At 55.6% G+C, this 24,332-nt stretch carries 18 protein-coding genes and 1 tRNA gene; 12 read left to right on the plus strand and 7 right to left on the minus strand.

The genetic code is table 11. The features are described from left to right. Positions 1-318 precede the first annotated feature (318 nt). Positions 319-392 (plus strand) — tRNA-Pro (locus tag CA54_RS04160). Here the strand turns inward: CA54_RS04160 and CA54_RS04165 are convergent. Both CA54_RS04165 and CA54_RS04170 read right to left on the minus strand, forming a co-directional pair. Further along, positions 374-1,873: a recombinase family protein gene (locus CA54_RS04165; protein ID WP_146369592.1), complete on the minus strand. Its 1,500-nt coding sequence runs from the start codon at positions 1,871-1,873 to the stop codon at positions 374-376. The genes CA54_RS04160 and CA54_RS04165 overlap by 19 nt on opposite strands. Before the next feature lie 2 nt (positions 1,874-1,875). Then, the gene (locus tag CA54_RS04170; protein WP_146369593.1) at positions 1,876-2,118 is read right to left on the minus strand and encodes a hypothetical protein; all 243 of its coding nucleotides are present in this window, start codon (positions 2,116-2,118) and stop codon (positions 1,876-1,878) included. Positions 2,119-2,416: 298 nt separating this feature from the next. On the opposite strand from CA54_RS04170, the gene CA54_RS04175 reads away from it, so the two are divergent. From CA54_RS04175 to CA54_RS30150, 6 genes are read left to right on the plus strand one after another with little or no spacing between them, the layout of a single operon-like run. Next, positions 2,417-3,502: a hypothetical protein gene (locus tag CA54_RS04175; RefSeq protein WP_146369594.1), complete on the plus strand. Its 1,086-nt coding sequence runs from the start codon at positions 2,417-2,419 to the stop codon at positions 3,500-3,502. Then, positions 3,499-5,286, plus strand: coding sequence for a hypothetical protein (locus CA54_RS04180; RefSeq protein ID WP_146369595.1), 1,788 nt, complete (start codon positions 3,499-3,501; stop codon positions 5,284-5,286). The genes CA54_RS04175 and CA54_RS04180 overlap by 4 nt, the downstream gene beginning before the upstream one ends. Next, the gene (locus CA54_RS04185; protein ID WP_146369596.1) at positions 5,277-6,854 is read left to right on the plus strand and encodes a ParB N-terminal domain-containing protein; all 1,578 of its coding nucleotides are present in this window, start codon (positions 5,277-5,279) and stop codon (positions 6,852-6,854) included. The genes CA54_RS04180 and CA54_RS04185 overlap by 10 nt, the downstream gene beginning before the upstream one ends. Before the next feature lie 37 nt (positions 6,855-6,891). Continuing rightward, complete coding sequence (locus CA54_RS04190) at positions 6,892-8,118, plus strand: DNA modification methylase (protein ID WP_197532192.1); 1,227 nt, start codon at positions 6,892-6,894, stop codon at positions 8,116-8,118. Then, positions 8,115-8,519, plus strand: a complete 405-nt coding sequence (locus CA54_RS04195) for a DUF1937 family protein (protein ID WP_146369598.1) — start codon at positions 8,115-8,117, stop codon at positions 8,517-8,519. The genes CA54_RS04190 and CA54_RS04195 overlap by 4 nt, the downstream gene beginning before the upstream one ends. Further along, positions 8,516-8,713, plus strand: coding sequence for an NrdR family transcriptional regulator (locus CA54_RS30150; RefSeq protein ID WP_390815578.1), 198 nt, complete (start codon positions 8,516-8,518; stop codon positions 8,711-8,713). Before CA54_RS04195 ends, CA54_RS30150 begins: the two co-directional genes overlap by 4 nt. A gap of 219 nt (positions 8,714-8,932) precedes the next feature. Here the strand turns inward: CA54_RS30150 and CA54_RS04200 are convergent, their stop codons facing one another. Beyond that, complete coding sequence (locus tag CA54_RS04200; protein ID WP_146369599.1) at positions 8,933-11,245, minus strand: sigma-70 family RNA polymerase sigma factor; 2,313 nt, start codon at positions 11,243-11,245, stop codon at positions 8,933-8,935. Between the two features lie 604 nt (positions 11,246-11,849). On the opposite strand from CA54_RS04200, the gene CA54_RS04205 reads away from it, so the two are divergent. Further along, positions 11,850-13,052 carry a hypothetical protein gene (locus CA54_RS04205; RefSeq protein WP_146369600.1) on the plus strand — a complete coding sequence of 401 codons (1,203 nt, stop codon included), beginning with the start codon at positions 11,850-11,852 and terminating at the stop codon, positions 13,050-13,052. 167 nt (positions 13,053-13,219) lie between these two features. On the opposite strand, the gene CA54_RS04210 is transcribed toward CA54_RS04205, so the two are convergent. Continuing rightward, positions 13,220-13,591: an HTH domain-containing protein gene (locus tag CA54_RS04210; protein WP_146369601.1), complete on the minus strand. Its 372-nt coding sequence runs from the start codon at positions 13,589-13,591 to the stop codon at positions 13,220-13,222. 498 nt (positions 13,592-14,089) lie between these two features. Between CA54_RS04210 and CA54_RS04215 the strand changes: the two genes are divergently transcribed. The 4 genes from CA54_RS04215 to CA54_RS30155 all read left to right on the plus strand — a co-directional run bounded on the left by CA54_RS04215 (position 14,090) and on the right by CA54_RS30155 (position 17,164). Next, positions 14,090-14,527: an HNH endonuclease gene (locus tag CA54_RS04215; protein ID WP_146369602.1), complete on the plus strand. Its 438-nt coding sequence runs from the start codon at positions 14,090-14,092 to the stop codon at positions 14,525-14,527. Between the two features lie 128 nt (positions 14,528-14,655). After that, the gene (locus CA54_RS04220; protein WP_146369603.1) at positions 14,656-15,120 is read left to right on the plus strand and encodes a phage terminase small subunit P27 family; all 465 of its coding nucleotides are present in this window, start codon (positions 14,656-14,658) and stop codon (positions 15,118-15,120) included. Continuing rightward, a complete protein-coding gene (locus CA54_RS04225; protein WP_146369604.1) occupies positions 15,120-16,736 on the plus strand; it encodes a terminase large subunit in 1,617 nt (538 codons plus the stop codon). The genes CA54_RS04220 and CA54_RS04225 overlap by 1 nt, the downstream gene beginning before the upstream one ends. 335 nt (positions 16,737-17,071) lie before the next feature. Then, entirely contained in the window at positions 17,072-17,164 is a 93-nt protein-coding gene (locus CA54_RS30155) for a helix-turn-helix domain-containing protein (protein WP_146369605.1), read from the plus strand. Positions 17,165-17,272: 108 nt separating this feature from the next. Here the strand turns inward: CA54_RS30155 and CA54_RS04235 are convergent, their stop codons facing one another. From CA54_RS04235 to CA54_RS04245, 3 genes are all read right to left on the minus strand, one after another. Further along, positions 17,273-17,647: a hypothetical protein gene (locus CA54_RS04235; protein ID WP_146369606.1), complete on the minus strand. Its 375-nt coding sequence runs from the start codon at positions 17,645-17,647 to the stop codon at positions 17,273-17,275. A 536-nt stretch (positions 17,648-18,183) separates the two neighbouring features. After that, positions 18,184-23,823, minus strand: a complete 5,640-nt coding sequence (locus tag CA54_RS04240) for a M56 family metallopeptidase (protein WP_146369607.1) — start codon at positions 23,821-23,823, stop codon at positions 18,184-18,186. Further along, the gene (locus CA54_RS04245; RefSeq protein WP_146369608.1) at positions 23,816-24,211 is read right to left on the minus strand and encodes a BlaI/MecI/CopY family transcriptional regulator; all 396 of its coding nucleotides are present in this window, start codon (positions 24,209-24,211) and stop codon (positions 23,816-23,818) included. Before CA54_RS04245 ends, CA54_RS04240 begins: the two co-directional genes overlap by 8 nt. Positions 24,212-24,332 lie beyond the last annotated feature (121 nt).

Genomic DNA, 24,332 nt, shown 5'->3' on the forward strand with positions numbered 1-24,332 from the left:
CCATAATCCCGCTGAATCAGACCTCTAAAATACACGATATGCGAGATTTCCTCAAGATCACGGCCTTTCCAGCCAATCACTGTCTGAGAATGAGCAAAGTATCGATAACGTCGTTGTAGGCCAACCAGACGGGGTATACCAGCAACACTGGTCAAGAATTTCCCTCCCCAAGGAAACGCTGAGAGCGATGCCATACGCTGCCAATTTTCCCGATCGACATCTCTTGCAATTCACACGAATGCCTGCGATAACAGCAACCGACGTCTGTGTTTCCACTTTTGGCGTATTTCCCGCTGCAGACACCGACGCCAACCACCACGGGACGTGGCGCAGCCTGGTAGCGCGCTTGACTGGGGGTCAAGAGGTCGCAGGTTCAACTCCTGTCGTCCCGACTATTCTTCAAATCCGGCCTTTCGGCGAGTTCGTCGAAGGGCTTTCTCTTTTCCAGTACTAGGTTTACGTCGCTCAATACCCGGTTCAAACAAACCGCGTCGAGTATATCGCGCCTGACGGTATTGTTTGAACCGCGCCAGATTTCCGCCGCCTTTTGCGTCCAATCGAAGAGCGTGACCGCTAGTTCACCACGGGCCGGATCGACGTCGCCTAGTTTGTCCAACGACTCGTCCGCGCTGGCTGCTTCGGCCTTCAGCTCGTTGGATTTGGCCTTATATACGTCATCATCGATCGTCCCCGCCAGGTACGCGTTGAGGAGGCGGTCCTGCATGTTCGCCAATTCCGTCTTCCGCTTGGCAAATGATGTGGCTTGTTGGCGTCGGTAGCCCGTCAAGTCGTGCACAGCGGCACCAAGTTCCTTGCGGAACCATTCGGCGACCTCGAGCGTGGGCATCCGCATCTTCTCCAGGTCCTCAGCGATCGCCTCCTCCAAATCCTGCGCTTTCCAACGAACCTTGGGGTGATCGGCGCCACGATTGTTGTTGCAGCACCGGTAATAGATGTGTTCGCGGATTCCGCCTCCTTTGAGCTTTCGGCGAATGCGTTCTCCGGTGATCGATTGGCCGCAGTATTCACAGCGGAACAATCCACCGGCTAGCGGCAGGTGATAGGTTCCCGTTCGCCGCTTTCGACCACACAAGATGTCCTGACACGCATCGAACGTTGCGCGATGGATGACTCGCTGATAGCGTCCCTCGAAGACATGGCCGTTCCGGTGTAACTCACCGATATAGAAACGGTTATTGAGAATGTGGGACAGGGCCGTCCGGTTAAAACGAGATTGGCTGTCGCGGAAAACATGACCTTCGCTGGCGAGTCGGTCGGCAAGACTTTTGAAGGTATGGCTGCCTGACGAATAGAGGTCGAAAATACGAATCAGCGACTTGGCCTTCTCCGGATGTGGTACGACTGGCTCTTCGCGGTCATCAACATTGAGGTACCCGTAAGGGGCCAATCCCGTGGGCCAGCCCTGGCGCACTTTTTCATCGAGCCCCTTAATCACCTCCTCGCGCAGATTATCGCTGTAATACTGCGCAACGGCCGCCATCACGTTAAACGAAAACGTTCCAGCAGCGCCTGGACCGAATTCGTTTTCCACAAAGGAAAGTTGTACGCCGCATGCGTCCTCCAGTTCCTGCAGGCGGACCGCGTCGCGCATATTGCGACAAGCTCGATCTAACTTGTGGCAGAGGATCGCTTTGATCTTTTCCCGCTTGGCGTTCTTTGCCAGCCACCGCAGCATCTCATTGAAGATCTTTCGTTCTGCACCGCGCTTGGCTGACTCGTCGAGTTCAAATTCCCGGACGACATTCCACCCCAACCGCTGTGCCTTCTCTCGCGTCACTCTCAACTGGGCGTCGATCGAGTATCCCTCTTTTTGTTCGCGGGACGAGACCCGCGTCCAAATCACCACATTCATGATTACGGCTCCTCTTCGGCACTCAAAAACACTTCTGCCAGCCGTCGGACGCTCATCAGAATTTTCACCGCTTCGTCTTGACTGATCACTCGGCCATAGGCCTTGGACCAGACGCGACGGGCCTCGGCGATCCGTTCGTCCGACAACCACTGCGTCGACAACGGGCGCACGCCGCCCGAGTCGGACTCGGGTCCAGTGTGCCGGTTTGGCGGTGGAAATCCAGGCATGTGAGGCGAAGAGGGCACGAAATCTATTCTTGGAAAGCCATCATGTGGTGCCGGCCCACAGACTCGGCATCTGCACCTATTCTTCGCTTCATTTCGTCTGAAGACCGCCCCCTAAAGGCAAAAACGGCGAAACTCATATGTGGCGCATGTCCCCGTAAATTCGCGCATGTGTGGCGCATGTCCCGCGCATATGCGGCGCATATGAGTTTGCAATAGCGACTTATCCAAATGCACCTTTCTGCGTAGCATTCGGGCGAACGGAAACAGACCCGAATGAATCGGGGGTGGCAATTGCAATCTTGGAGAGAGGTACGACGTGGTAAGTCCCGCCGACAACTGGATGCGCGTATCGCACGGTGACCCCTGCCCCGTTTGCGGCAAACCGGATAACTGTTCGGTTTCCAACGACCGTAAGGTGCTCTGGTGCGGGCGCGTCTCCGACGGTGCGCTGCGCATGAATGCCGGTGGGCAATATCTACACCGCTTGGATGACGATCCGTATGACCGGAATCCGCCACCTCCGGTGCGTATACGGCCATCGACTCGTTCGACTTCGCCAACACAAGACTGGCCCGCGCTGGCGGAGCGGTTTGCCAATGGTGCTGAAGAACATCGTCAACGGTTGGCCAATCAATTGGGCGTTACCGCTACGGCACTTGCTTCCCTCAGCGTCGGTTGGAACGTGGAACGTTTCTGTTGGACTTTCCCTGAACGGGATGCGAGCGGTCAAATTATTGGGATCGCTACGCGGCGACGGGACGGCTCGAAAATCCGCATGAAGGGCGGACGTTCGGGGCTGACGTACGCCACCGATTGGAATGCCGGTGCAGGCCCGATTTTACTCGTGGAGGGCGGCTCCGATACCGCGGCGCTCTTGACTATCGGTCTCAACACCGTGGGGCGGCCGTCCAATTGTGGCGGCGTGGATCATCTCGTTGGACTGTTGTCGGGGATCGACCAAAAACGTGAAATCATCGTCATCGGAGAACGGGACGAGAAACTCGATGGCAAATGGCCGGGCCGTGATGGAGCCGTACGCACTGCCAAACGTCTCGCCGATGAACTCGAACGGCCAATCGCCTGGGCACTGCCGCCTGACAACGCCAAGGATGCGCGCGGTTGGCTGAATGTGATGCCCGAACTGCCGGTCGACCGTTTGGCCGATTTATTCGTTTCCGGTTTGGAGACGACTGTCATCAGTCCACCAATCGTCATCCGGCCCCCGAAACCGACCGGACCGGCGGTGGCGGTCGACGATTGGCGTGATCAGATGCTGCAAGTCCGACTCCGCTCGCTCGGTTGTCCGGGCGTGTACATCGACGCCAGTACAACCGGAGCGGGAAAGTCTCACGTCGACTTGGCCGTCATACTCTGGGCGTTGCGACGGAGGAACGCCGTATGAGGTCGCTACTTATTTATCCAACCCACGAAAATTGTGACGAGGTGCGTGAGCAATACGAGGGAAACGGTATCATTGCCGCCTGCTATCCATCACGTATTACTGAGGACACGGGCGAGCGCCCACAGAATTGCTGGAACGACAACGCCAACATTGCCGAGGGGATGGGCCTATCGGTCGTCAAGGCCGTCTGCCCGGCTTGCGAGTTTCGCAAAAAATGCCGCGAAACGGGTTATTTGAGCCAGTTATCTACGGTGGCAGATGCCCACGTGGCAATTGCGACGCACAAGCGAGCCGAATACACCGGCCTCGCGGAATTATCGCAAAGCCGTGAGTACCTATCGATTCATGAAGATGCAATCAGCTTGCTGAGGCCGCCGGCCGAGATCAGTCTCGGTGACATCGTTCAGGCTCGGCTGTTGGTTCAAGACTACATTCTCAATGATCCAGCATCCCTCAATTGGTTTGGCGATGCGACCCGTGTCGACGACGAGGGCAATCGGTACCAGGATGAGGAACTGGCCATCCGCCGTGAACGCCAATACGTGTATTTCCGGCTGATGTCAGGGCTTTTAGAGCATTTATTCCAGGCGATTGAAACTGCCGACCAGACTGTTGGATGGTCGCCTCCGGAGACAGCCAGAGTTCCCGCCGGTTTCGAACGCACGCTGTTCTTTAGCATCCGCCGCGCGAACATCGATTTCCGGGATCAGCCATGGCGGTTCTTGCTGACGGCCGCTGCGGGCAAACTCCATTTGGCGGCAATCATTGTTGAGCGGCGATTTCACAAGGGAGGCGGACAGGGGAATGCGTATCTGAAGAAGTCGGTCGTCGGCGTGATCGATAATCCGCCGCCGATGAATTGCGTGGTATGGATCAATGACGCTACGGCCGACACCGAACATGTCGAAGCGATCGTTGGCCACACGGTTCACCAAGCCACACCGGACGGACGCATCGAGCTCCGCAAGAAGGCGGTGCAAATCCCGCGCGACATTACCCGGCGGACCTCCGCCAAGACCGTTCGCGGCCTGATTCGCGGAGTGATGGCCGACCGACCGCAGTTCCGCCGCCTCGGAATCATCGCCCACAGTACGCACATGTCGGTCCTGAAGAAGTTGGGGGCCGGTTTCGATGAGCGGATTGTCAAAACCAGTTATTTCGGCAGCGGCGAGGAAAGATCCTCAAACGACTGGCACCAAAAATGCGATCTGATCATCGTGGCTGGAACGCCACGGATTCCGCCTGCAGCGATTGCCAAACATCTCGTGCAAATCGGCGAAATGAGCGCCGCTACCTGCGAACCGGAATGGGGTGTTATCTACTGGCACGGCGAGACCGAGTCGCATGAACCCACGAAAGTGAATTCGCGCGGCTACAAGAATGAGGCGTGGCGACGCGCCCACCAAGATCTCGTCCGCGCTCAGATCGTGCAGGCCACAGGTCGGGGCCGCGGCATCCTGGAGACCGGGTGTGAAGTCCTCGTCCTCTCCGATGAGGAGTGTGGTCTGCCGCTTTCCGATACCGGGGTCGAAATCCTCAATGATGCCAGTGTTGCGATATTGAACGCGCTCCAGAAATTAACGGCGGTTTTCCCTAATAATATCTATTTAGGAAAAACCGCCGTTAGCACGTCACAGATTGCCACGGCGGTCAATATGAAGCCGCGCCGGGTTCGCGAGTACCTCAACGGTCTCGAACACCGTGGTCTAGTGCAAAAGGTGGGTGAACGATCGGGTTGGAGCCTGGTTGCTACTTTCGCTGAGGAGGTCGCGCCATGCCCGTGAGGAGTTCCTCCACCAGTTGGCAACGAAAGTCAGACCGTGTCCGGGATGCGATCGTCGAGCACTGGCGCTTATTGAGCGATCGCGAAATCGCCCTCGCGGTCGGCGTCAGCAACCGGACCGTCTCGAATCACCGCAAGCGGCTTGAAGAAGAGGGTCGCATTCTCCCTCGTCCTCAAAGTACACAGCCCGTCGAGGCATGCCTGCACGTGGTGTGTACTTTGGCGATCTCGCCTGCTCCACTTAACGACCAACTCTATGATCCGGTTGACGAAGGGGAGCCATCCTTTCTGGCGTTGGTCGAGGACGTACGCAAAAACGGCATTCTGGAGCCCATTGTCGTCAGTGGTGATGGTTACATTCTTTCGGGTCATCGTCGTCATGCGGCGGCTCAGTGGCTAGGGCTCGAACGTTTCCCAGTTCGTATTCGACACGACGTCTCCTATAGCGGAAACCAAGACGAATTCTTGCGGCTGCTGGCAAGTTTCAATCGGCAACGCATCAAAACCACCGCTGAGCAACTCCGCGAAGAGGTGGCGTTGATGTCGGATGTGTCCTGTACACAGGTTCGACAGTTCCGACGTGACGCTGCTGCTATTGATGGAAACGGGGTGGTGCAACTCCGCAATCGCAAACGCCGCTCAGCGATTCGGGACAAACTGGAACTGCGGGATGCGATCGTTTCCGTTGTAAACGCCGAGAGACACAACTGGCCGTTGAGTGATCGATCTGTATTCTACCGCCTACTCAATATCCCTGGATTGGTCCGTAACGACCGCACACGCGTGCCCTTTGCCAATACGCCAACCGCTTACGACGATGTGACCAATATGCTCACGCGATTGCGATTGGACGGTTCAGTGCCATTTGACGCCATTTCTGATGAGACACGCCCCGTTGTCGTCTGGGACACGCATCGCGGTGTGGCGGATTTCGTCCGCCGCGAGTGCGATCAGTTCTTGACCGGTTATTGGCGTGACCTACTGCAGAGTCAGCCGAATTGGATCGAGTTGCTCGTTGAGAAAAACACGGTCGCCAGCCAACTCCGTAGCGTCGCCGGAAAATACACGCTCCCCATGACCAGCGGCCGCGGTTATTCCTCATTGCCACCCCGCAAAGAGATGGTCGAACGCTTCAACAAGAGCGGCCGCGAAAAACTGGTGGTGATCGTGGTCAGTGATTTCGATCCAGAAGGCGAAGACATCCCAGCTAGCTTCGGCATTTCGTTACGGGACGACTTTGACGTGCCTGCCGACAGGCTCCGGATCGTCAAGGCCGCGCTCACCGCCGAACAAGTCCGGATGATGGATTTGCATGAGGGGCAACTTTCTAAGGAGACCTCGTCGCGCTATCGCCGATTTGTCGAGGCTCACGGCGACCGGGCCTGGGAACTGGAATCTCTCACCGCTGAGCAACTGCGGGAAATCACCGAAGTGGCAATTCGTGGAGTGCTCGACCTGGACGCCTTCGAGACGGAGGTGAACCGCGAGCAACGAGAACAGCACGAACTGACTGAGAAACGACGGCAACTGCGGGAAACGCTGATCGATGACATAGACGACCTCGATTGAGGTTATGGGAACTATACAATCCAAGGAGACCTTCGTAATGAGAATCTCGCAACGGAAATTGACCGACATCAAACCGTACCAGCAAAACCCGCGCATCAACGATGGCGCGGTGGATGCTGTGGCAAGGTCGATTGAGGAGTATGGATTCCAACAACCGCTGGTGCTGGATGAGACTGGCGAGATCGTTGTCGGTCACACGAGATACAAAGCCGCCGTCAAACTGGGACTGGAGAAAGTGCCCGTCCATGTTGCCAAAGGCCTGTCGCCGGCGCAGGTGCGCGCGTACCGGATTGCCGATAACCAGACAGCCACATTGGCTGAATGGGATGCAGATCTTCTTTCCCTGGAATTGGCCGACCTGCAAGCGATGGGGTTCGACCTTGAACTGACCGGTTTTAGTGAGGACGAGTTGGCGAAGTGGTCCGGCGACAAGATGAAAGAAGGCCTTACCGATCCGGATGAAGTACCAGATGCGCCGGACGAGCCAATTACAAAAAATGGCGACCTTTGGCTTTTGGGCAGTCACCGACTTCTCTGCGGTGACTCCACATCGATCGAAGATACTTTGCGCGTGATGAACGGCGAGAAAGCCGCGATTGTCACGACTGATCCTCCGTATCTCGTCGATTACACCGGCGATCGGCCGAATGAGTCCGGTAAAGATTGGTCAGACACCTATCGGGAGATCGACATCTCCGACGCAGATGCTTTCTTTACGCAGTTGTTCACTTGCGTTCTTAAAGTGGTCGCACCCAAGGCGGCGATCTATTGTTGGCACGCACACAAACGGTGCGGTGTGATTCAACGTATCTGGGATCAACTAGGCATCCTAGACCACCAGCAAATTATTTGGGTTAAGCCGACACCGGTCTTTGGCCGCGTCTATTGGCACTTCCGGCACGAGCCCTGCATGCTGGGTTGGGTCCGTGGCAGCCAGCCGGAGCACGACGGTCGGCACGAGGTCGATTCTGTCTGGAATGTCGACTGGGAAGGAAAGGCCCGCGTCGTGGGGAATAAACACCCGACCCAGAAACCGGTCGAGCTTTTCGCACGCCCGATGCGGAAGCACACACGCGCCGGCGATGTCTGTTTCGAGCCGTTCAGTGGCTCCGGATCACAAATATTGGCAGCGGAACAACTGGGCCGCCGCTGTTTCGCCATGGAGATCGCACCGACATTCGTGGATGTTGCCGTCGATCGCTGGGAGCAATTTACGGGCCAGAAAGCGGAGCGGATTCCTGCCACCGAAGAGGTGAAGGCATGATCTATTTGGCATCTCCTTATTCCCATCCGGACGCCATCGTCCGCGAGCGGAGGTTCCGTGCGGCCTGCCGGATGGCGGCGCGATTGATTCGCGCTGGTGAGGTCGTATTTTCGCCGGTGGCTCACGGTCATGCGATTTCGTTGTACGGCGTACCGACGGATTGGTCGTTTTGGGAGGCCCACAACCGACGGTTCTTGGAACAGTGTGACGAGGTGGTCGTGCTCATGCTGGACGGTTGGCAGGAAAGCCGCGGTGTGCAGGCGGAATTGGTTTTGGCGAATGATCTGGGCAAATCGGTGCGGTATGTCAATGTCGGGCGCCACGTCGTCGAGGGCCGGATCAGCCGGAGAGACTGGATGGGTCAGATTCATCAACATGGCGATGGAGAACGAGCAGGATGAAAAAGCGAGAAGATAAAGTTGCGACATCGGATCGGCAGCGTGGCCTGCAGTGCAGTGCCTGCGGCCATCGGCGTTTACGCGTGGTGTATACGCGGGCTGCCAAAGGCGGGAAATTGGTGCGTCGTCGGGAGTGTCGGGAATGTGGTGAGCGGATTTCGACTTGGGAGCAGGTGGTTGGTGACTCGACATGTTGAATGCTAAACACTACCTGTTCGCATGAATTGCGAGATGGGATTATGAGGTTTGTCAGTGGAAAGTGTTGGCATTCATGATGTCGCAACGACAGCACACTTTAAAACGAACGATTAACGGATTTTCGATTGATGGGGCAACCACGATCAAATGCCATCGTTTACTCCTTTGTCACATATCTTGCTGACTGTACTCGATTGGAGAAAAGAACTGTGCCCGTTCTATGGAGTCCGTACCGGAATTGGTCGACTCGTGCTGTCCAAGGCGAGCGGAATTTGCTGGATGTGTTTGAACAGCGATGGAATGGGTGCCTGATCGGTGAGACTTGGAGCCCGCAGCCCCTTCCGGCCGAAAACGAAAATCACCAAACGATCCTTCAAGTGCCCTCGGTGATCCCATGCGATGTTGAGCCGTCGTGCTTCGTCTGCGTTGCCACAGCAGAATGCATACACAGCGCATACAGCATTTACTTCTCCCAGCGCGAATGGGTTCATGTAAAGTCGACAGAGCGCCGCGTCAACAGATTCCATTTCTGGGACATCAGACAGTCCTACCTTGATCGCGATGTCACGAAAAAAATCTTCGTTTGGCATAGGTGCCTCGAAGCCGTTGTCGTACCGGTGGATGTACCAACCGTCTGGGAGTTGTTCATCGGGAACCGTAATGACAGCGGCTTCGTTTGCGTATTCCCGAATTTGTTTTAATTCTGACGGACTTGGCTTGAACACCGGTTCAACGTGTTGAGAGATTCTCAATGAATCGGTAGTCATGGATTCTCTAGGTCCGGTTTTAGCCGTCCAGACTTTCTGTGCTGTAAGCCCTAAGCCCAACGAGACTGACAGAACACCGAGCGCCAGGAGCGGCAACCAAACGGGGCGCGGAAACTGATCTCGTACCTTGACAACGCGACGCAGAAAAAGAAGGCTGAAGACAAACCCGATGCTGGCCGCCATGACAAGTTGCGAAGGAAGGCCCTTCACGGGCGTTGGAGGCTTGAAGGCATTGGGCACGTCGACGCGAATGCGTGTGCCGTCCTTCGTAAAACGGTAGACGTCCGGTTCTCGCCGTGCTGAACGCGGTAACCCGGTCTGTGGCAGCACGATCAATGGCAACAGAATGACGACAACAGCTAGTATCAAACAGCCGATCAGCACGACGTGGTATCGCGGTGCGACCGGCTTTGTATCGACAACGTCCTCTCTAAAAACAGAGTTGTTGAATGAAATCTCTTTCCTGTTCCACTTTTGCCAGTGATCATAAACTGTCCAAACAACCATGACTGCGCTGGAAACGAACCATAACCAGACTAGGATATTCCCAGTAGAGAGAGAAAATATCTCCTCACGCCGAATACTCAATAGCCACGTTGTAAAAAGTACTGAGAAAAATGAGGCTCCGACAATACTCTCCCACGAGGACCACCGATGCACCCGTCCGTGCACGTGCTCTACGTCAGTTGGCGAGTGCTTGCGCAGCGTCCAGACGCGCCAGGCAAGCCGAATGGCGTGTACTAGAAATACCGTGGCCAATAAGCCAAATGCCAAAACAAAACCAGGGGACGTCGATACATTCCTCAGGTTTCCGAAAGCCACCAAACCGAATGAAATCGCGACACACGACCAAGCAAACAGTTGTTTTCTCCAGTCAGGCGGAGGAATCGACCAAGTCCAACGTCGGAATGGATACATCGGATGGGCTACAACATCGCGTCCGAAGGCTTGTGCACGAAGGAGTTCACGGACCCAACTCGGCGGTCGCATCAAAAATGCGAACACGATAACGACGAATAAAAGTAGAATCCAGCCTCTCAGTAAAAGAAGCAACAGCAGGTTGCCGGCGATCGCTCCAAGTGTTATGGAAAATGGGAGCAAGCCACTCGGTGTGGACTTTGCGATGGTCACACCAGCCCCGCAAACCCCAATCTTTGCCAGCGATCCTGTGAGTGAGGTCGATGCGGCCTGTGCGGAACTCTGCCCCAATAACGACGTCAAAGCCGCAACGGTCGTCATCAGACCGATGTAACCCAGTCGCTTTCGAAGTTGCTCGACACCCCGCTGCAGCCGCCGCGACACTGTCGCCTGGTCAATGCCGAGTTGTTCCGCCACCTGCTGCTGAGATTCGCCCTGCAGGTAGTGCAAGATAATGGGCAGACGCAGATTGTCGCTCAACCTATTGAGCGCCCGATCAATATGCGGCTGCAATTCAGTCCACTCAGTCGAATCAGTATGGATGATGGAGTCACCTGCCACAGCCTGTTCGCGACGTGTTCTCCGCTCGCGTGACCGAATAATGTTCAACGACCGGCTTATCGCGAAAGCGTGCAACCATCCTGCAATGTTCTCTCGTACCGTGCGCGCTTTGCATGCCAGTTCCAGAAAGCACTCCTGGCACAAATCTTCCGCAGCATGCTGATCGCCAGTCGTTCGCAAGCCGATACTGTAAACCATCCCCGCATACCGATCGACGAGTTCACGGAACGCGGCTGGATCGCCTGCTTGACTGTATCGGTGAAGAAGGACTTCATCGGTAGCCATTCGCAGTTGCTCCTATTTCGGGATTGTTTCAGGTCTCATTCAACATATATGACACCGCAGACACAGTAACTATGCGTTGATGCCGTTAAAATGACAGAAGGAGGGGGCGGATTCCGCACAATCCCACAACGTTGGGCACCATCCTGCCCTAATCTCAGAAACTCAACCGTTTCTTGCGTGTGCCAAATTATAACTGTATCCTGACCCGCTCATTCGGTCGGTGATCAGTCCCATTTTCCTATAGGATTTCCGGTGCTCGCTGGGCACACCGAAAAACGGTCGTACTGAGCAATCTGGCATAGCTCGTCAGGTCGCGGCCTATTCATGCAGATTGCCGACGCATCGTTTCGTGGATTTGGTAATCGGTTTTGGTTCCTCATTGACCTCGATTCAGTTGCGGCTGAGAGTTTAAACTTCAGGCCCAGTGTCTCGGAATGGTTCCTTTTCAGAAAGTCCTTTTTCTTGCGTTATATTGAGTTGGGGAAAACGTCTTGGAAATGGATTGCACGTCCAAGCAATTGCGGTTTGATGTGTTCAAGGACAACTTGAACCAAACCATAACCATGCGAGGCGTGCTAAGTCGCTTCGGCGAAAGGTTTTATCGATGACGAGATTCGTCTCCGGCTGCAATCTGATGTTTTTTTTGATTGTTTCATGCACTGGCATCGCCTGCTTGTCAAAACAAGTCAATGCAGAGACTCCATCCGCCTCTCAACCTTCCGCCGATGCCAAGGATACGATGGAAAAGACATTAGCACGGATACGGTTTGCTCCCCTGTGGATGCATGTCCCTAAGTTTCCCCGAGAACACGGCTACGCAATGCCGTCGTCTGCTTACGACATGATTTGGGAGCCGGGATGGCAAGAGGAGCTTGAATTATCAGTCAAACAAAAGGCCGAGCTAGATTCCATCTACAAAAAAGCGGTTGCCGATGACCGTCGCCCTGCCGAGGCAGTAAATATTCTATCTTCTGCAGAGAACAAAAAGTGGCGACGGTCTACACAGAACAAACCCACCGGGTTGCGTGATAATGGGGTTGGCAAGAAGATTGAGGCGGTGCTTACGTCGAGACAATTGCAGACGCTCAAAGACTTTACATTCGCCAGATGGGCGGTGAACCTATTATACGATGCCGACATTCGCCGCGATGTTGGCTTCAGTAAGCAACAGGAAAATCGTCTGCGCCAGCTTGCGAAAGAACGAATCGCACGGTTTCAACAGGAGTCGCTCGCTCATGGTGAAAAGGTGTGGGGACTCCTTACAAAAAAGCAAAAAGCGGAGATTCCCTCAGTAGTAAAACGTCAAGGACCTACTTCTGCGATCATCTCACTTTCTTGGGAGTTGGGATTCAGCTACGAAAACTTCATCGCGTATTACCCGATGCTTGGTGAATCGCCCGTACGTGAGCGCTTACAGCTCAGTAAGGAGCAAGACTTGCAATTGCAAGGCGTTATGGATGCCGCCAACGCTCGAATGCATAATCTCCGTGCGGGAGAGCAACCTGATGTTGAAGCGAGTAAGGACGATAAGATTCGGGTAGAAGCCATTCTCACTCCTCCGCAGTTAATAATGCTAAACGAGATAAACTTTCGTCGACAGGTCGTCTTGGCGCTAAGTTCTCCTGACAAGAGAGGATTGCTTGGCGTGACCGCCAAACAGACTGCCGCCCTTCGACGATTTGACAAGGAACTCTACGAGAAAAAATATCGTATCGACCGCAAAATGCTCGGAAAGGCGATAGAAATTATTACGCCGTCACAGCGTGCGCAACTCAACGCTGAGATCGACCGGCGCAAAAAAAGTTAGGCAAGAGAATTCGATCGCGAGTTGTCAAAAAACGTCGAGAAGTCTAAGTGCGCCAGCCATTGTTCCGAATGCCGTCGTTTAAGGGAGTTGCTAAATCGTACTCCCAACAAGAAAACGCCCCGACTTAGCAAACGTGGGGCGTTTGTCGCGGCCTGGACAGGGATCGGCTATTTGTTGAGCGCGAAGTGCCCTCGGTCCGTCTTGGAGAATCGGGCCTCTTTCCCTTTGGTTTGGATCTCGCGGAGGATAGCGGCGTAAATCGTGGCGTGCGGTGTCCGACCGCCGGGGCTGGTCCAATAGCCTTTAGTGGCCATGCGTTCGATCATCGTCTTGGCGTTGAGCGGCTCCTTCGCTTCGCCGAGGACCTTTACCGCCGCGTCGAGGGCGCTCATTTTCTTGTCGGTCGTTTTGGCAGCGACCTTCTTGGCGGCGGGTTTCTTCGTCGCTGCCTTGGCGGGAGCCTTCTTCGCCGCTGCCGGTTTCCGCGTTGCGGGTTTCTTGGTCGTTGCCTTCTTCGCCGTGGTTTTCTTCGTAGCCATCGCGTGGTCCCTTTTGAGTTACGGGGTTCGTGTCTGTCCGGCAGCCAACACGGCCACCGACAGGACAGTCAGTTACCTCGATCCGGAACGGACATCCAGCGACATCTGGTAGAATTCCACAGGATTCCACAGAAAAGAATTCGGGGCGAACACGGGCCCCACAGCGCTACCAACCACGCAGCATTGAGCAATGGCCAACGTTACCAACGACAACGCCCTACATGGCCTCACGTGCCCCCGGTGCGGTAGAGGGCATTTCTTTACCGAACCGCTGCTCAACGGGCGGATACGTCGCCGCAAGCGCGGCCGTGGTTGCGGGTGGAAAATCATCACGTTCGAAGCGGCGGTGGAAAGTTTTTCTGTGGCCGAACGCTAGATGCGGAATGATTTTCGGCGTTAGTTGTGATTGGCATTGATTCGGCCTTTAACCGCATAGCTCGCCGCGTAGAATGCCTACAACGGATTCACCACCCGCGCTCTACCACGGAGGACGTTGGCATGCCCGCCAAGCTCAAGACCCGCTGCCGGCACCCCGGTTGTCCCAACACGACGCGGGACCGGTTCTGCGATGATCACAACCGCGAGGCATCGCACCGTTGGTCGGACGAGCGACGTGGCACCCCGGCACAGCGCGGGTACGACGAACGTTGGCGGAAGGTGCGGCGCATCCACATCAAACGGCATCCCTATTGCGAGGACTGCCTCGACGAGGGCGTGGTCAATACGCGGAACTTGGAAGTCGATCACGTTGTTCCCATTGATGTTCGCCCGGACCTGCGGCTCGACCTCGACAATCTGCGGACGCGCTGCCGTCGGCATCACAAGTTGAAAACGGATGAGGACAAACGGAAGTATGCGGTCGGAGCCACCGCGCCGAATGCTGACCGGGTCGCTGCCGGTGGAAAGATGACCGGGTCCCTAAGGGGGGTACCTTAGATCCCTAAGGACTCATCCCCCCATACCACATCGCCAACGATGCGTGTTTTTCCGCGAAATTAGAGACCGGGGGGTGTGAAGCTGGGTAAAGCATCATTTCGCATCAATTTGATGCTGGAAAGCATGTCATGCGAGGCCGCAAACCAAAGCCAACAGCATTGAAAACATTGGAGGGGAATCCGGGCAAACGACCGCTCAATGCTCGCGAACCGCATGCTGCCCCTGAGGTGCCCGACTGCCCGGAGCATCTCGACGATGTGGCTCGCGCTGAATGGTTCCGTACGGCCAAAGTGCTGCTAGACATGGGGCTGTTGACATTGGCGGATCGCTCGGCGCTGGCCGCTTACTGCGTGGCGTATTCCCGATGGGTGCATGCCGAAGAGCAAGTCAAAAAGTACGGCACGATCGTAAAATCACCCGCCAAGGGCTTCCCGATGAAAAGCCCTTACCTGACCGTTGCCGATCAGGCGATGGAGGCGATGCGGAAGCTGATGGTCGAGTTCGGCCTCACCCCCAGTAGCCGCAGCCGGATTAAACTCCCCGAAGGAGCCGGCGCCGTGGATGAGTTCGACCTGTTCCTGGAGGCGGGCTGATGTCGCGCGAAGTCGAATCGCTGACTTCGGATTGGATACGCACGTCCGCCGACGAGCGGGCGGTTGCTGATGGGTGCTGGTTCGATCTCAAATCCGCCGAGCGCGTTCGCACATTCTTCCGCAAGTTCCTCAGGCATTCTAAAGGGCAATGGGCGGGTCAACCGTTCGACTTGTTAGATTGGCAATGGCAAGAGGTGGTGGCCCCGCTCTTTGGCTGGAAACGTCCCGATGGCACGCGGAGGTTCCGGCGAGGCTACATCGAAGTCCCTAAGAAGAATGGCAAGAGCACGCTGTTCTCCGGGCTGAGCCTGTACCTGCTCGTGGGCGACAACGAACCGGGCGCGGAGATCTATTCCGCCGCCGTCGACCGTGACCAAGCTTCAATTGTCTATGGCGAGGCAGCGCATATGGTCGACGAATCACCGGACCTCTCCCGGCGATTAAAAGTCGTCCGTTCAACGAAACGAATCGTTTATCATCGTACGCGGTCATTCTACAAAGCGCTCTCGGCCGATGTGCCGGCCAAAGAAGGGCTCAATGCGCATGCAGTGCTAATCGACGAACTTCACGCCCAACGGACGCGGGATCTGTGGGACACTCTGCGCTACGCCGGTGCTTCCCGCCGGCAATCGCTGCAACTGGCGATCACCACCGCTGGTTACGACCGGCATTCAATCTGCTGGGAACAACACGACTACGCACTCAAGGTGCTCGACGGCACGATTGAAGACACGTCCTTCTTCCCGTTCGTCGCTGCGGCCAATGACGAGGCAGATTGGACCGATCCGGCTGTCTGGAAAACCGCCAACCCCAGTTTCGGGATCACGATCAACGCGGACCAGTTCGCCGAGGACTGTACCGAAGCCCAAGAATCCCCCGCCAAGGAGAATTCATTCCGCCGCTACCGGCTCAACCAATGGACAGAGCAAGACGTACGTTGGCTGAGCATGGACAAATGGGATGCCTGTAACACACCGCTGGAGAATCTGCGCGGGCGAGTTTGCTTCGGTGGGTTGGATTTATCTTCAACCACAGATGTCTCTGCACTAGTGCTGGTCTTTCCCGACGAGGACGAGGGGCGATTCGACGTGCTACCCTTGTTCTGGGTTCCCGAAGAAGGCGCCCGCAAACGGGAACGTCGCGACCGTGTGCCGTACGTGCAATGGATTCGGGACGACCACATGGAGGCGACGTCCGGTGAGGTGGTCGACTACGACGTGATTCGCCGGCGGATCAATGAACTCAACGAACAGTTTGAGATCCGCGAAATCGCCATCGACCGCTGGAATGCCACGCAGTTGGCGACGCAATTGGAAGGCGACGGCTTCGAGATGGTCGCCTTCGGCCAGGGCTACGCTAGCATGAGCGCGCCGACGAAGAAGCTCGAAGAAGTGGTATTGAGCCGCAAACTGGCCCACGCCGGGCATCCGGTGCTGCGCTGGATGGCCAGTAACGTCTCGATCGAGACCGACGCCGCCGACAACTGGAAGCCGTCCAAGAAAAAGAGCGTGGAACGTATCGACGGCATCGTGGCGTTGATCATGGGGCTGGACCGGGCCAGTACGCAGGAACAATTTACGAGCGTTTATGAGAAGCACGGGTTGCGGTCGCTTTAGCGCGGGCATCTGCGTGCAACCGTCAATGCGGGGGGATTGAGATCAGACGTTTTAGCAGCGGCTGGCGGGCGTTGCCACCACTGCCAATCCATGTCGCATCCTCCCACCATCGTACGTCTTCCGCTGGGGTTCGACCCGTTCTTACCACGGTCAGGGGCTGATGCAGAGCCCGAACGATAAGAAATGGTATGCGACGCTCGCACAAACGGACTCTGGTCCCTCATCGCCCTATGCATTGATTCCGCGATTCGATTTGGAAAGTAAGTCCGTAATGCGAGCGACATGCGTCAACTGAGCAGGGCCTGCAATAAAGTGGTTCTCAGAAGGACTGGCCGATGCACGCGGACAAGAGCATGGAAATTGACGACATTTGCAAGACACTGAGGATTTCGCGATCAACATTCTATCGGTACGTGCGGCTTGAGTGAGTGTCATTTCCCGGTCGTTTGCTCGGACTCCCGACCTGCCGCCCGTCGCGGGACACCGAAGGCGATCCGTACAACGGACCTTGCGGCCATGTTGTATTAAGGACCACTTCACCAAGTCTTCGGGTGCATTGCGTCAAACACAGCTTCGACCGGGATGCCTATCAGCTTGGCCAATTCAATCGCGTTAGGAACGACCCAGTACGGCGACACGGAATCAAACGGATCATCTGGTTCGGATTCGTTGTAAAGTGCCTCTAGGCATGACTCCTCGAAGTCGTACTGGGCGCATTTGATCTGGTCCTTTATGCCAAGTGAGCGATCCCGAACTACATCGCGGAGCGCGTGACCGGCAGACCAACTATCGTGAGTCACTGCAAGTTCCAGGGCACGCGAGTTGGTATCACTGTCCGGGACCTCGCCCTGAAAAAGGCGAAGCAACGCAGCAATGCTTGCACCCATTTGGCGTGAGTATGGGGAAGACATATTTTTCCTCGGGAATCTGTTTGCTGTGTTCGCTTAACAGGATGTCTTGACGTCGCCGCCGTGAACGAAGGGGATGACTTTGACCTGCGAAGAACTGTACTAACGCCGGCAACCATTGGCAAACAGCGAAGGTCATCGCCAAGCAATTCTGCGCCAAAACTATGTTAACGGATGCTATGGGGCGATACGATCTCCGACCGGATTGACTCCCGGCCGTGCAAACCAATCATCTAGGGGGCACGTCTGCATTCGACACCCAACGGCAAGCCGGTCAAGCCGATGTCCAATTGAAGCAAGCGAGAGCCAGAATAGGTTCGATTCTCGCCACAGCCCATTATCCGGTCGATGCGTGCGTGAATCTACAGATGACTTTGTCTCAAGAACTCGTGTCAGGAATTAAACGCCGGATCTCCGTTTATTTGACCGCGATTGACACATTCGGAGACCCATGATCTCAAACAAAATGACGGCCCCGGCCTTGTTATTGGTCGCGGGACCATCGGGGTAGGTTTCAAAGATCGCTGCCGTTGGAGCGGCTAAAACGTCAGCGTTGGGGATGTCGACAACCACACTGCGGACAGGGGATGCCCTGCGGCCGTGGTGGCTTTGGCCACAGCTTCGGTTTGGTTGCCCAGGGTGTTCAACTGCGAAGCAGAATCGTCCCCAATCTGCGTCTTAGATTGATCAAGCCCCTGCTTAGCAGCGTCTCCGTTCGTGTTTCGTTTAGAGTCATCGCTGAGGATATGGACCGGAAAGGTTTTGGATGTAAGCGAGCCGGACCATTCGCCTTTGCCACGCACGACACGACGGGAATTAATGGGTGTGGTCAATGTGGCATGGTAGCGGCCCGGCACGGCCCTCAGACGGGTTGTGGACATACGCATTCCGCGGACGTCTGTCGTCTTGACGTTGGCATCCGGCAGCGCCCATGCTAAGCGAATCTGGCACAACTCTATCTTCTCTCCGGGTTCCAATCGCCATGACGTCGGAAAGCCGGGGATAGAGGTGGGGATGTCTCCGAATTCGGTACGGATTCGTTTTCCGTTCGGATCTGTCACTTCGACCCGCACCTGCTCAGCCGGGTGACCTGCGAGGTGAAAGCGAACGGTGTGATCACTAACGTTCCGCAGATACAGTTTTGTACGATGCGGTTCAGAAGCAGGAGTGAGAACGACTGGCTCGGACATAGATATTCCAAGCTGCATGCCGTCACGTTTTCGTCCCCACTGTATCGAGTCATTTCGTGGCAGACCCTGCTGTAGGTACCCAGCTTCGTTGTATTGCTCATCGGACATGACCGGCATCGCTTTGGTAAAGCGCGACGCCATCGCTTTTACGGCTGCCTCAAGCTTGGTCAAACCGTCAATCCGGTTTTTTCTTAAATCACCACCTGACTTGTTCAGAAACTCGATCACCGAATCGAGATTGAGGTCTGCCTGATGGAAGGGACGCGCACGTTCGTCGATGCTTTCCAAAGTTGCTTCATCGGTTAACACCTGTCGCATCAGCCGCAAACCGGTCGCGGCCAGTTGTGCATTACTCGATCGAGCCATACGCACCAGCGTAATTCGTGCATTACCCGCTGTGCCGAACCCCCGCATGCTTTCCAGCAACAGCGGTTCCAATTCAAGTTTTTCGAGCGGATTCCCGGCAACAGGACCATACCAACTGTACGAATCACCGGCTTCCCGACGAACAAAAAACAACTCGGCTTCGGGGCGATAGTAAATTGCAATCGTACCACCGGGCATCGGCATAAAACACGTATCCAAATGCTCTTCATAGACCCCCGATCCTGCCGGATTCTCTTGATACAATTCAACCAGCGAATGTGGATCGCCGGTTGCAGGAAGCTCGCTCAGTTTCAAGCCGCGATAGATGACATCTTCCGGTACAGCCTGGTTTGTCGTCTGCTTCTTCGGCCGGATACGCTGGTCGTTGACGAACATGTTGCCCAGTCTCGGTTCACCGCCGTCGGGGACGATCACTTCGACGCGGACTTTTTCACGCTCGTTGTTGACGGTTTTCTCCCGCCAAAAGGTAACGCGCCGGTAGCCAGCGAGAAAATTCTCACCCCAGCTGAAGTTGTCCGTTGTCAGCGGGCGTATTGTGGGGAAGTGCTGCTTCAGTCCCTGATTGGCAATGGGCAGTAGCTTCTCAACGGCCTCGTGTCCGCCGGCAAGAATGAGACTTTGCGTTTCGCGCAGCACGTTCAGCAGCTTTGTGAACTTCAGGATATTTGCATCGGTTCGGTCTTTCGCTGACGGCCAGCCATATTCACACGTCAGACGGATCGTGCGCCTACCGCTGCGGATAAAAACGCGGTCCTGACTGCCAGTCCACAGGTTCGGTTTGCCGTTGAACCACGGACCTTGAATGGCCGCTACGTCACAGTCATCCACAAGTCGCTTCAAAACCGCGGCAAGTTCTTGCGGGTTGAGTTTCACGCGTGATTCACGCTGGCGATGATCCTTCGACACGATCGCCGTACCGTCTTTGCGAATCTGCAACCTCACAATAGGTTCGATGCCGCCCATCCGAACGGACCCGCGATGTATCCACGAGACAAAGGTATCCTCGGACTCTGCCTCAGCTACCACCCCCCCGCCGATTGTGACAACGGTCGTTGAATTACCATTTTCGTTGTTGATGCGATTTTGGACATCTCGCTCATTTTCCTTTTTCGGGTCATTTTCACGTTCTTTCACTCGGGTGTACACAATCTGTGCACGCTCTGTCTCGATGGGGATTGGACTCAAGCCTGCTCCTTCATCGATGATCCATTCAATCGTCAGTTTGTCATCTGCTTGACGAGCTTCGAGCGAAAGATTGATCCCTGTTCTGCCGCCAACCACGGGGCCTAAAAACATGACAAAGCGACCATTTGCTCGCCGCAAGATCATGAAGTAGGCCGGAGGGGTGCGAGAAGACCAAGCTGGTCCCGGTGGCCCGATATTTCCAGTGATAATTGGCGTTAACTTCGGGTCGGACTCGGTTTTTCGTGCCCATTCAATGAAATCTTCCATGAATTTCTTTGTGCTGCGCATCGAATTACCGAAAACTTCATCAATTTCAAACCGCAAGTCAGCTTCGTTGCCTTGCTTCACAAAACTTGAATCCAGAAGCTTGCGCGACTTAGTGGTCGGAATCCAAGTGCCAGACAGACGCTGGAATTTCTTGCGTAGTGAATTGATATCGACTTTGGACAGCAAATTATCAGCGTCATTGCTGCTATTGCTGCTGATGATAGGCTCTGTGTCTTTAGTAGGTAAAATCTCAAACTCAATCTTGCTGCTGATCAATTGTTCGCGTTTTGCTTGATCGCCTTCTTCCAATCCAGTGACATCGATCGAAAGTGTGTGTGTCAGTTTGTATTTTCCTGCCTCGGCCGCCTTATAGTACGGATGCCAGTTTTGTTTGGCACGCGGGTTGTCGCCCAGGCCCACGCCAAGGGATAAAAGGCCAAACGTTTCACCCGGTTTTAGCGTTTCCCTGAATCGAGCGATGCCCCCAAACGCGGCGATTCTCTTAATTTCGACCGCATTGCCTTTTTCATCGACAACCTTCGGCACGTTCCACAGGAAATCGGGACTCACGTCAATCTGCAGCGGCTTGTTGCTCACGTTACGAATGAACACGGCCATGGGGACACGCTCGCCCGCACGGAATTGACGCCGCGGTTTGGTCAGCGCGACTCCGTATTGAATCCCAAGCCGCGCATCGCCCCAAGCGGGCTTCAGCTTGTCGATGAGCTCCGCGGCTTTCTTGCCGCGATAGTGGGTGTTTTGTGCGGCCTTTTCATCGACGGGTTCGGCGGCCTTCCCAATGTCTCCTGCGGTGCCCGTCAACGGCCAGACAGCAACGATCGCACCGTCTCCATCCAAGGCGACCGCCACGCTGCTGCCGTCGGGTGTAATACAGAGTCGCATCGGGCGGTAGTGGGGAATGGCAGCTTGATGCAGCAGTTTGCCTGTTTCAACGCTCCAGGCATGAAGCCGATGGGGAATCGTCAACCTCGTCTCGTCGACCATCACGCTGTTGCCGGCAATCAAGGTTTTGCCGTCGCTTGAAAACGACATGGCGCTGATGAGAAGGGGCGAGCCAGCTTCATCGCGGAGAGAGCGGGCAACCTTCAGCGACTGCATGTCGCGGATCTGGATGTCCACGCGTGAATCGGGGCCTTCCGCCAAGTATTGGCTATCGGGAGAGAAGGCCAATGAGATAATCCGCCGACCGACGTGAATCTTGCGGGGCTCGCGATCAGTTTGCCATTCCCAATATGTGAGGTCGTTTCCATCCGATATCACCAGCCAACGACCATCCGGGGAAAATGCCAAGGCATCGAGACCTCGCGCCTCGATCAGAGCCGTCTTAAGCATCTTGCCCGTGGCAACGTTCCACAGACGAATTCCTTCGCTATTGCCGACTGCCACGATCTTTCCGTCAGGCGAAATATCGGCAGGGCCGACGTCCGATTTTGCCGCAAACCGATTGACGATGAACGGCTTTCCGATCTGTTTCGCGTTCTTGATGTCCCAGACTTGAATCTCATCGGCCGGAATCACGAAGGTCCCCGGCGCTAAAGTCGATCCACGGACGAGCAAGAACTTGTGGCTGGCCGAGAGTCGTTCAAAGCTGCGAACGAACTTGTCACCGCCCAACGAAAAACGTCCCAGGAGCGTTCCGTTTCGGATATCGATGAGTTCGTCGCCGATGAGCAGTCGTCGATCGTCAAGCACGAGCGGCGCCGTGCCACCAAAGAGAGATTTTGGCGTCACCTCCCAACGTCGCGCCCACGAGGGCGGATGGGTTGGCGACACCTGTTCTGCCAACGATGGTTTCCTCAGCTTCGCGTTGCGCGGGGTTCGTGCCAACTTGTTTCCGTCTGAATCCGGCGACGCTTTGTCTCCTTTAACCGTGTCCACAGCATCGATCGGTTGTGATTGGCCGTCGGGTACCGCGTCACTCGCCGGTGCCTGAGCCTGCGCCCACGTGTGGGCGATGCCGGGCACGACGATGAGCGAAACCAAGGTCATCAGCAAGCCCACCATGCCGCCGCGGGTTAACTGCAACCGCGGCGTGTCGCCCCAATTCATCAAGCGCTTGATCCGTCGTTCCAGCAATGTCTTCGAATCACCGGTGGCGGCCAATACCGTTACATCGGATTGCCGGGAGACGACACACAATTCCGCGACCCGCAGCAATGCACCGGCATAGTGCAGCGGCTCGCAGCCGGACGAGACGACCAACTCATCGCAACAGACTTCACGCTCGGCACTTAATCGGCGACTGATGAACCACACGATCGGATGAAAAAACAGAAGTGACTCGATGATTCGCTGCAGCAGATTCATCCATAAGTCGTAGCGGCGAATATGAGCCAGTTCATGCCGGATGATCGCCGCGAAGTCATCGGGACTCAAGCCGGTCATCAATGACATGGGCAGCAGAACCATAGGGCGTAGCACACCTACCACCGTCGGCACGGCGACTCGTTCGCAATAAGCCACCACCGGCACGCACTTCAACCGTACGCGATCCGCCTGATCGGCAATCAGTTCCAGCAGTTTTGGATCGGTTATGTTTGTTGTTCCAATACGCAGACGACGGCCGGCCCATAGAGCAGTGCACAACCGCAACAGAAAGCAAACGACACCGACGACGTAAGCCACCACGAACCATTCAGCGGCACGCGAAAGCATCGGCGGTGAAGGCCACAGTGACAATATTGAATCGTTGTTGGCAGCTGTCTTGTCATCGGCAACGACTTTAATCGTCTCTGAGTTGCTGACAACGCGGTTGCTGAGCAAAGATGCGCCAGTCGCTTCTGTGGTCTCCAGCTGAACGGAGGGAGATGACGCTGGCACTGGCTGTAGTGAGGGAGAGGACATTGCCGGTGTGTTGGCCGGACTTACGATGTGCGAACGCGATTGCCAACTTGCCGGGACGTCGACAACGAAGAACGTGAACACCACACAAACCGGCAAACTAAGGAGTGCTGTGGAGTAGGAAGCGTATCTCAGTCGAGCGGACGCGCCCCGCAAATGAGTTCCAGCAATGACGATGAGACCACCTATGGCGGCGCCCTGCCACAGGAAATTCAAGAGCGTAATGAGCCAGCGAACAGCGAGGGCGTTGTCCAAAAGAGTCAGGAGGTGCTGAAATGGTTCAGGCATTCTTTTTCTCCTTCATCTTTTGATTGAACGCGCGTCTCAGACGCTTCAGCGATTCGTCGTCCAAATCGGACACATCAAACAGACTCTGCATCACCGCCTCGGCGGACCCGTCGAAAACTCGTTCGATCAAATCGCCGAGCATTTTCCCTGAGACATCTGCTTCGCCCAGAACCGGTGTAAAGCGATAAGCTTTACCGACATCCGGATCAAGCTGGTCGAGTTGCCCCTTGTCCACCATTCGTTGCAACATGGTGATCACCGACGTATGCGCCAGTTTCCGCCCACGCCCGGCCAACACCTCCCGGATCTGCCGGGCCGTCAAAGGCGACTGCTCCCACAGCACCTTCAGGATCAGCAACTCCAATTCCGTCGGATTTTCCGCAGCCATGAATCATCCGCCCAAAAAAAGAGGCATTCGTATTCTACATCTGTAGAAATATATGAGGCGGCAATATTCGTGTCAACCCGCATTTTCTAGCATTGTAGAAATTGATGTCTGGTCAAAAGGG

The organism is Symmachiella macrocystis (genome assembly GCF_007860075.1).
GTDB classification, from domain to species: Bacteria; Planctomycetota; Planctomycetia; order Planctomycetales; family Planctomycetaceae; genus Symmachiella; species Symmachiella macrocystis.

Excerpts from the sequence above, each read along its gene's own strand:
- CA54_RS04215 (WP_146369602.1), top strand. The coding sequence starts at position 14,090 with ATGCCCGCCAAGCTCAAGACCCGCTGCCGGCACCCCGGTTGTCCCAAC.
- CA54_RS30155 (WP_146369605.1), top strand. The coding sequence starts at position 17,072 with ATGCACGCGGACAAGAGCATGGAAATTGACGACATTTGCAAGACACTG.
- CA54_RS30150 (WP_390815578.1), top strand. The coding sequence starts at position 8,516 with ATGAAAAAGCGAGAAGATAAAGTTGCGACATCGGATCGGCAGCGTGGC.
- CA54_RS04185 (WP_146369596.1), top strand. The coding sequence starts at position 5,277 with ATGCCCGTGAGGAGTTCCTCCACCAGTTGGCAACGAAAGTCAGACCGT.
- CA54_RS04240 (WP_146369607.1), bottom strand. The coding sequence starts at position 23,823 with ATGCCTGAACCATTTCAGCACCTCCTGACTCTTTTGGACAACGCCCTC.
- CA54_RS04200 (WP_146369599.1), bottom strand. The coding sequence starts at position 11,245 with ATGGCTACCGATGAAGTCCTTCTTCACCGATACAGTCAAGCAGGCGAT.
- CA54_RS04210 (WP_146369601.1), bottom strand. The coding sequence starts at position 13,591 with ATGGCTACGAAGAAAACCACGGCGAAGAAGGCAACGACCAAGAAACCC.
- CA54_RS04180 (WP_146369595.1), top strand. The coding sequence starts at position 3,499 with ATGAGGTCGCTACTTATTTATCCAACCCACGAAAATTGTGACGAGGTG.
- CA54_RS04220 (WP_146369603.1), top strand. The coding sequence starts at position 14,656 with ATGCGAGGCCGCAAACCAAAGCCAACAGCATTGAAAACATTGGAGGGG.
- CA54_RS04245 (WP_146369608.1), bottom strand. The coding sequence starts at position 24,211 with ATGGCTGCGGAAAATCCGACGGAATTGGAGTTGCTGATCCTGAAGGTG.
- CA54_RS04235 (WP_146369606.1), bottom strand. The coding sequence starts at position 17,647 with ATGTCTTCCCCATACTCACGCCAAATGGGTGCAAGCATTGCTGCGTTG.
- CA54_RS04165 (WP_146369592.1), bottom strand. The coding sequence starts at position 1,873 with ATGAATGTGGTGATTTGGACGCGGGTCTCGTCCCGCGAACAAAAAGAG.
- CA54_RS04225 (WP_146369604.1), top strand. The coding sequence starts at position 15,120 with ATGTCGCGCGAAGTCGAATCGCTGACTTCGGATTGGATACGCACGTCC.
- CA54_RS04195 (WP_146369598.1), top strand. The coding sequence starts at position 8,115 with ATGATCTATTTGGCATCTCCTTATTCCCATCCGGACGCCATCGTCCGC.
- CA54_RS04190 (WP_197532192.1), top strand. The coding sequence starts at position 6,892 with ATGAGAATCTCGCAACGGAAATTGACCGACATCAAACCGTACCAGCAA.
- CA54_RS04205 (WP_146369600.1), top strand. The coding sequence starts at position 11,850 with ATGACGAGATTCGTCTCCGGCTGCAATCTGATGTTTTTTTTGATTGTT.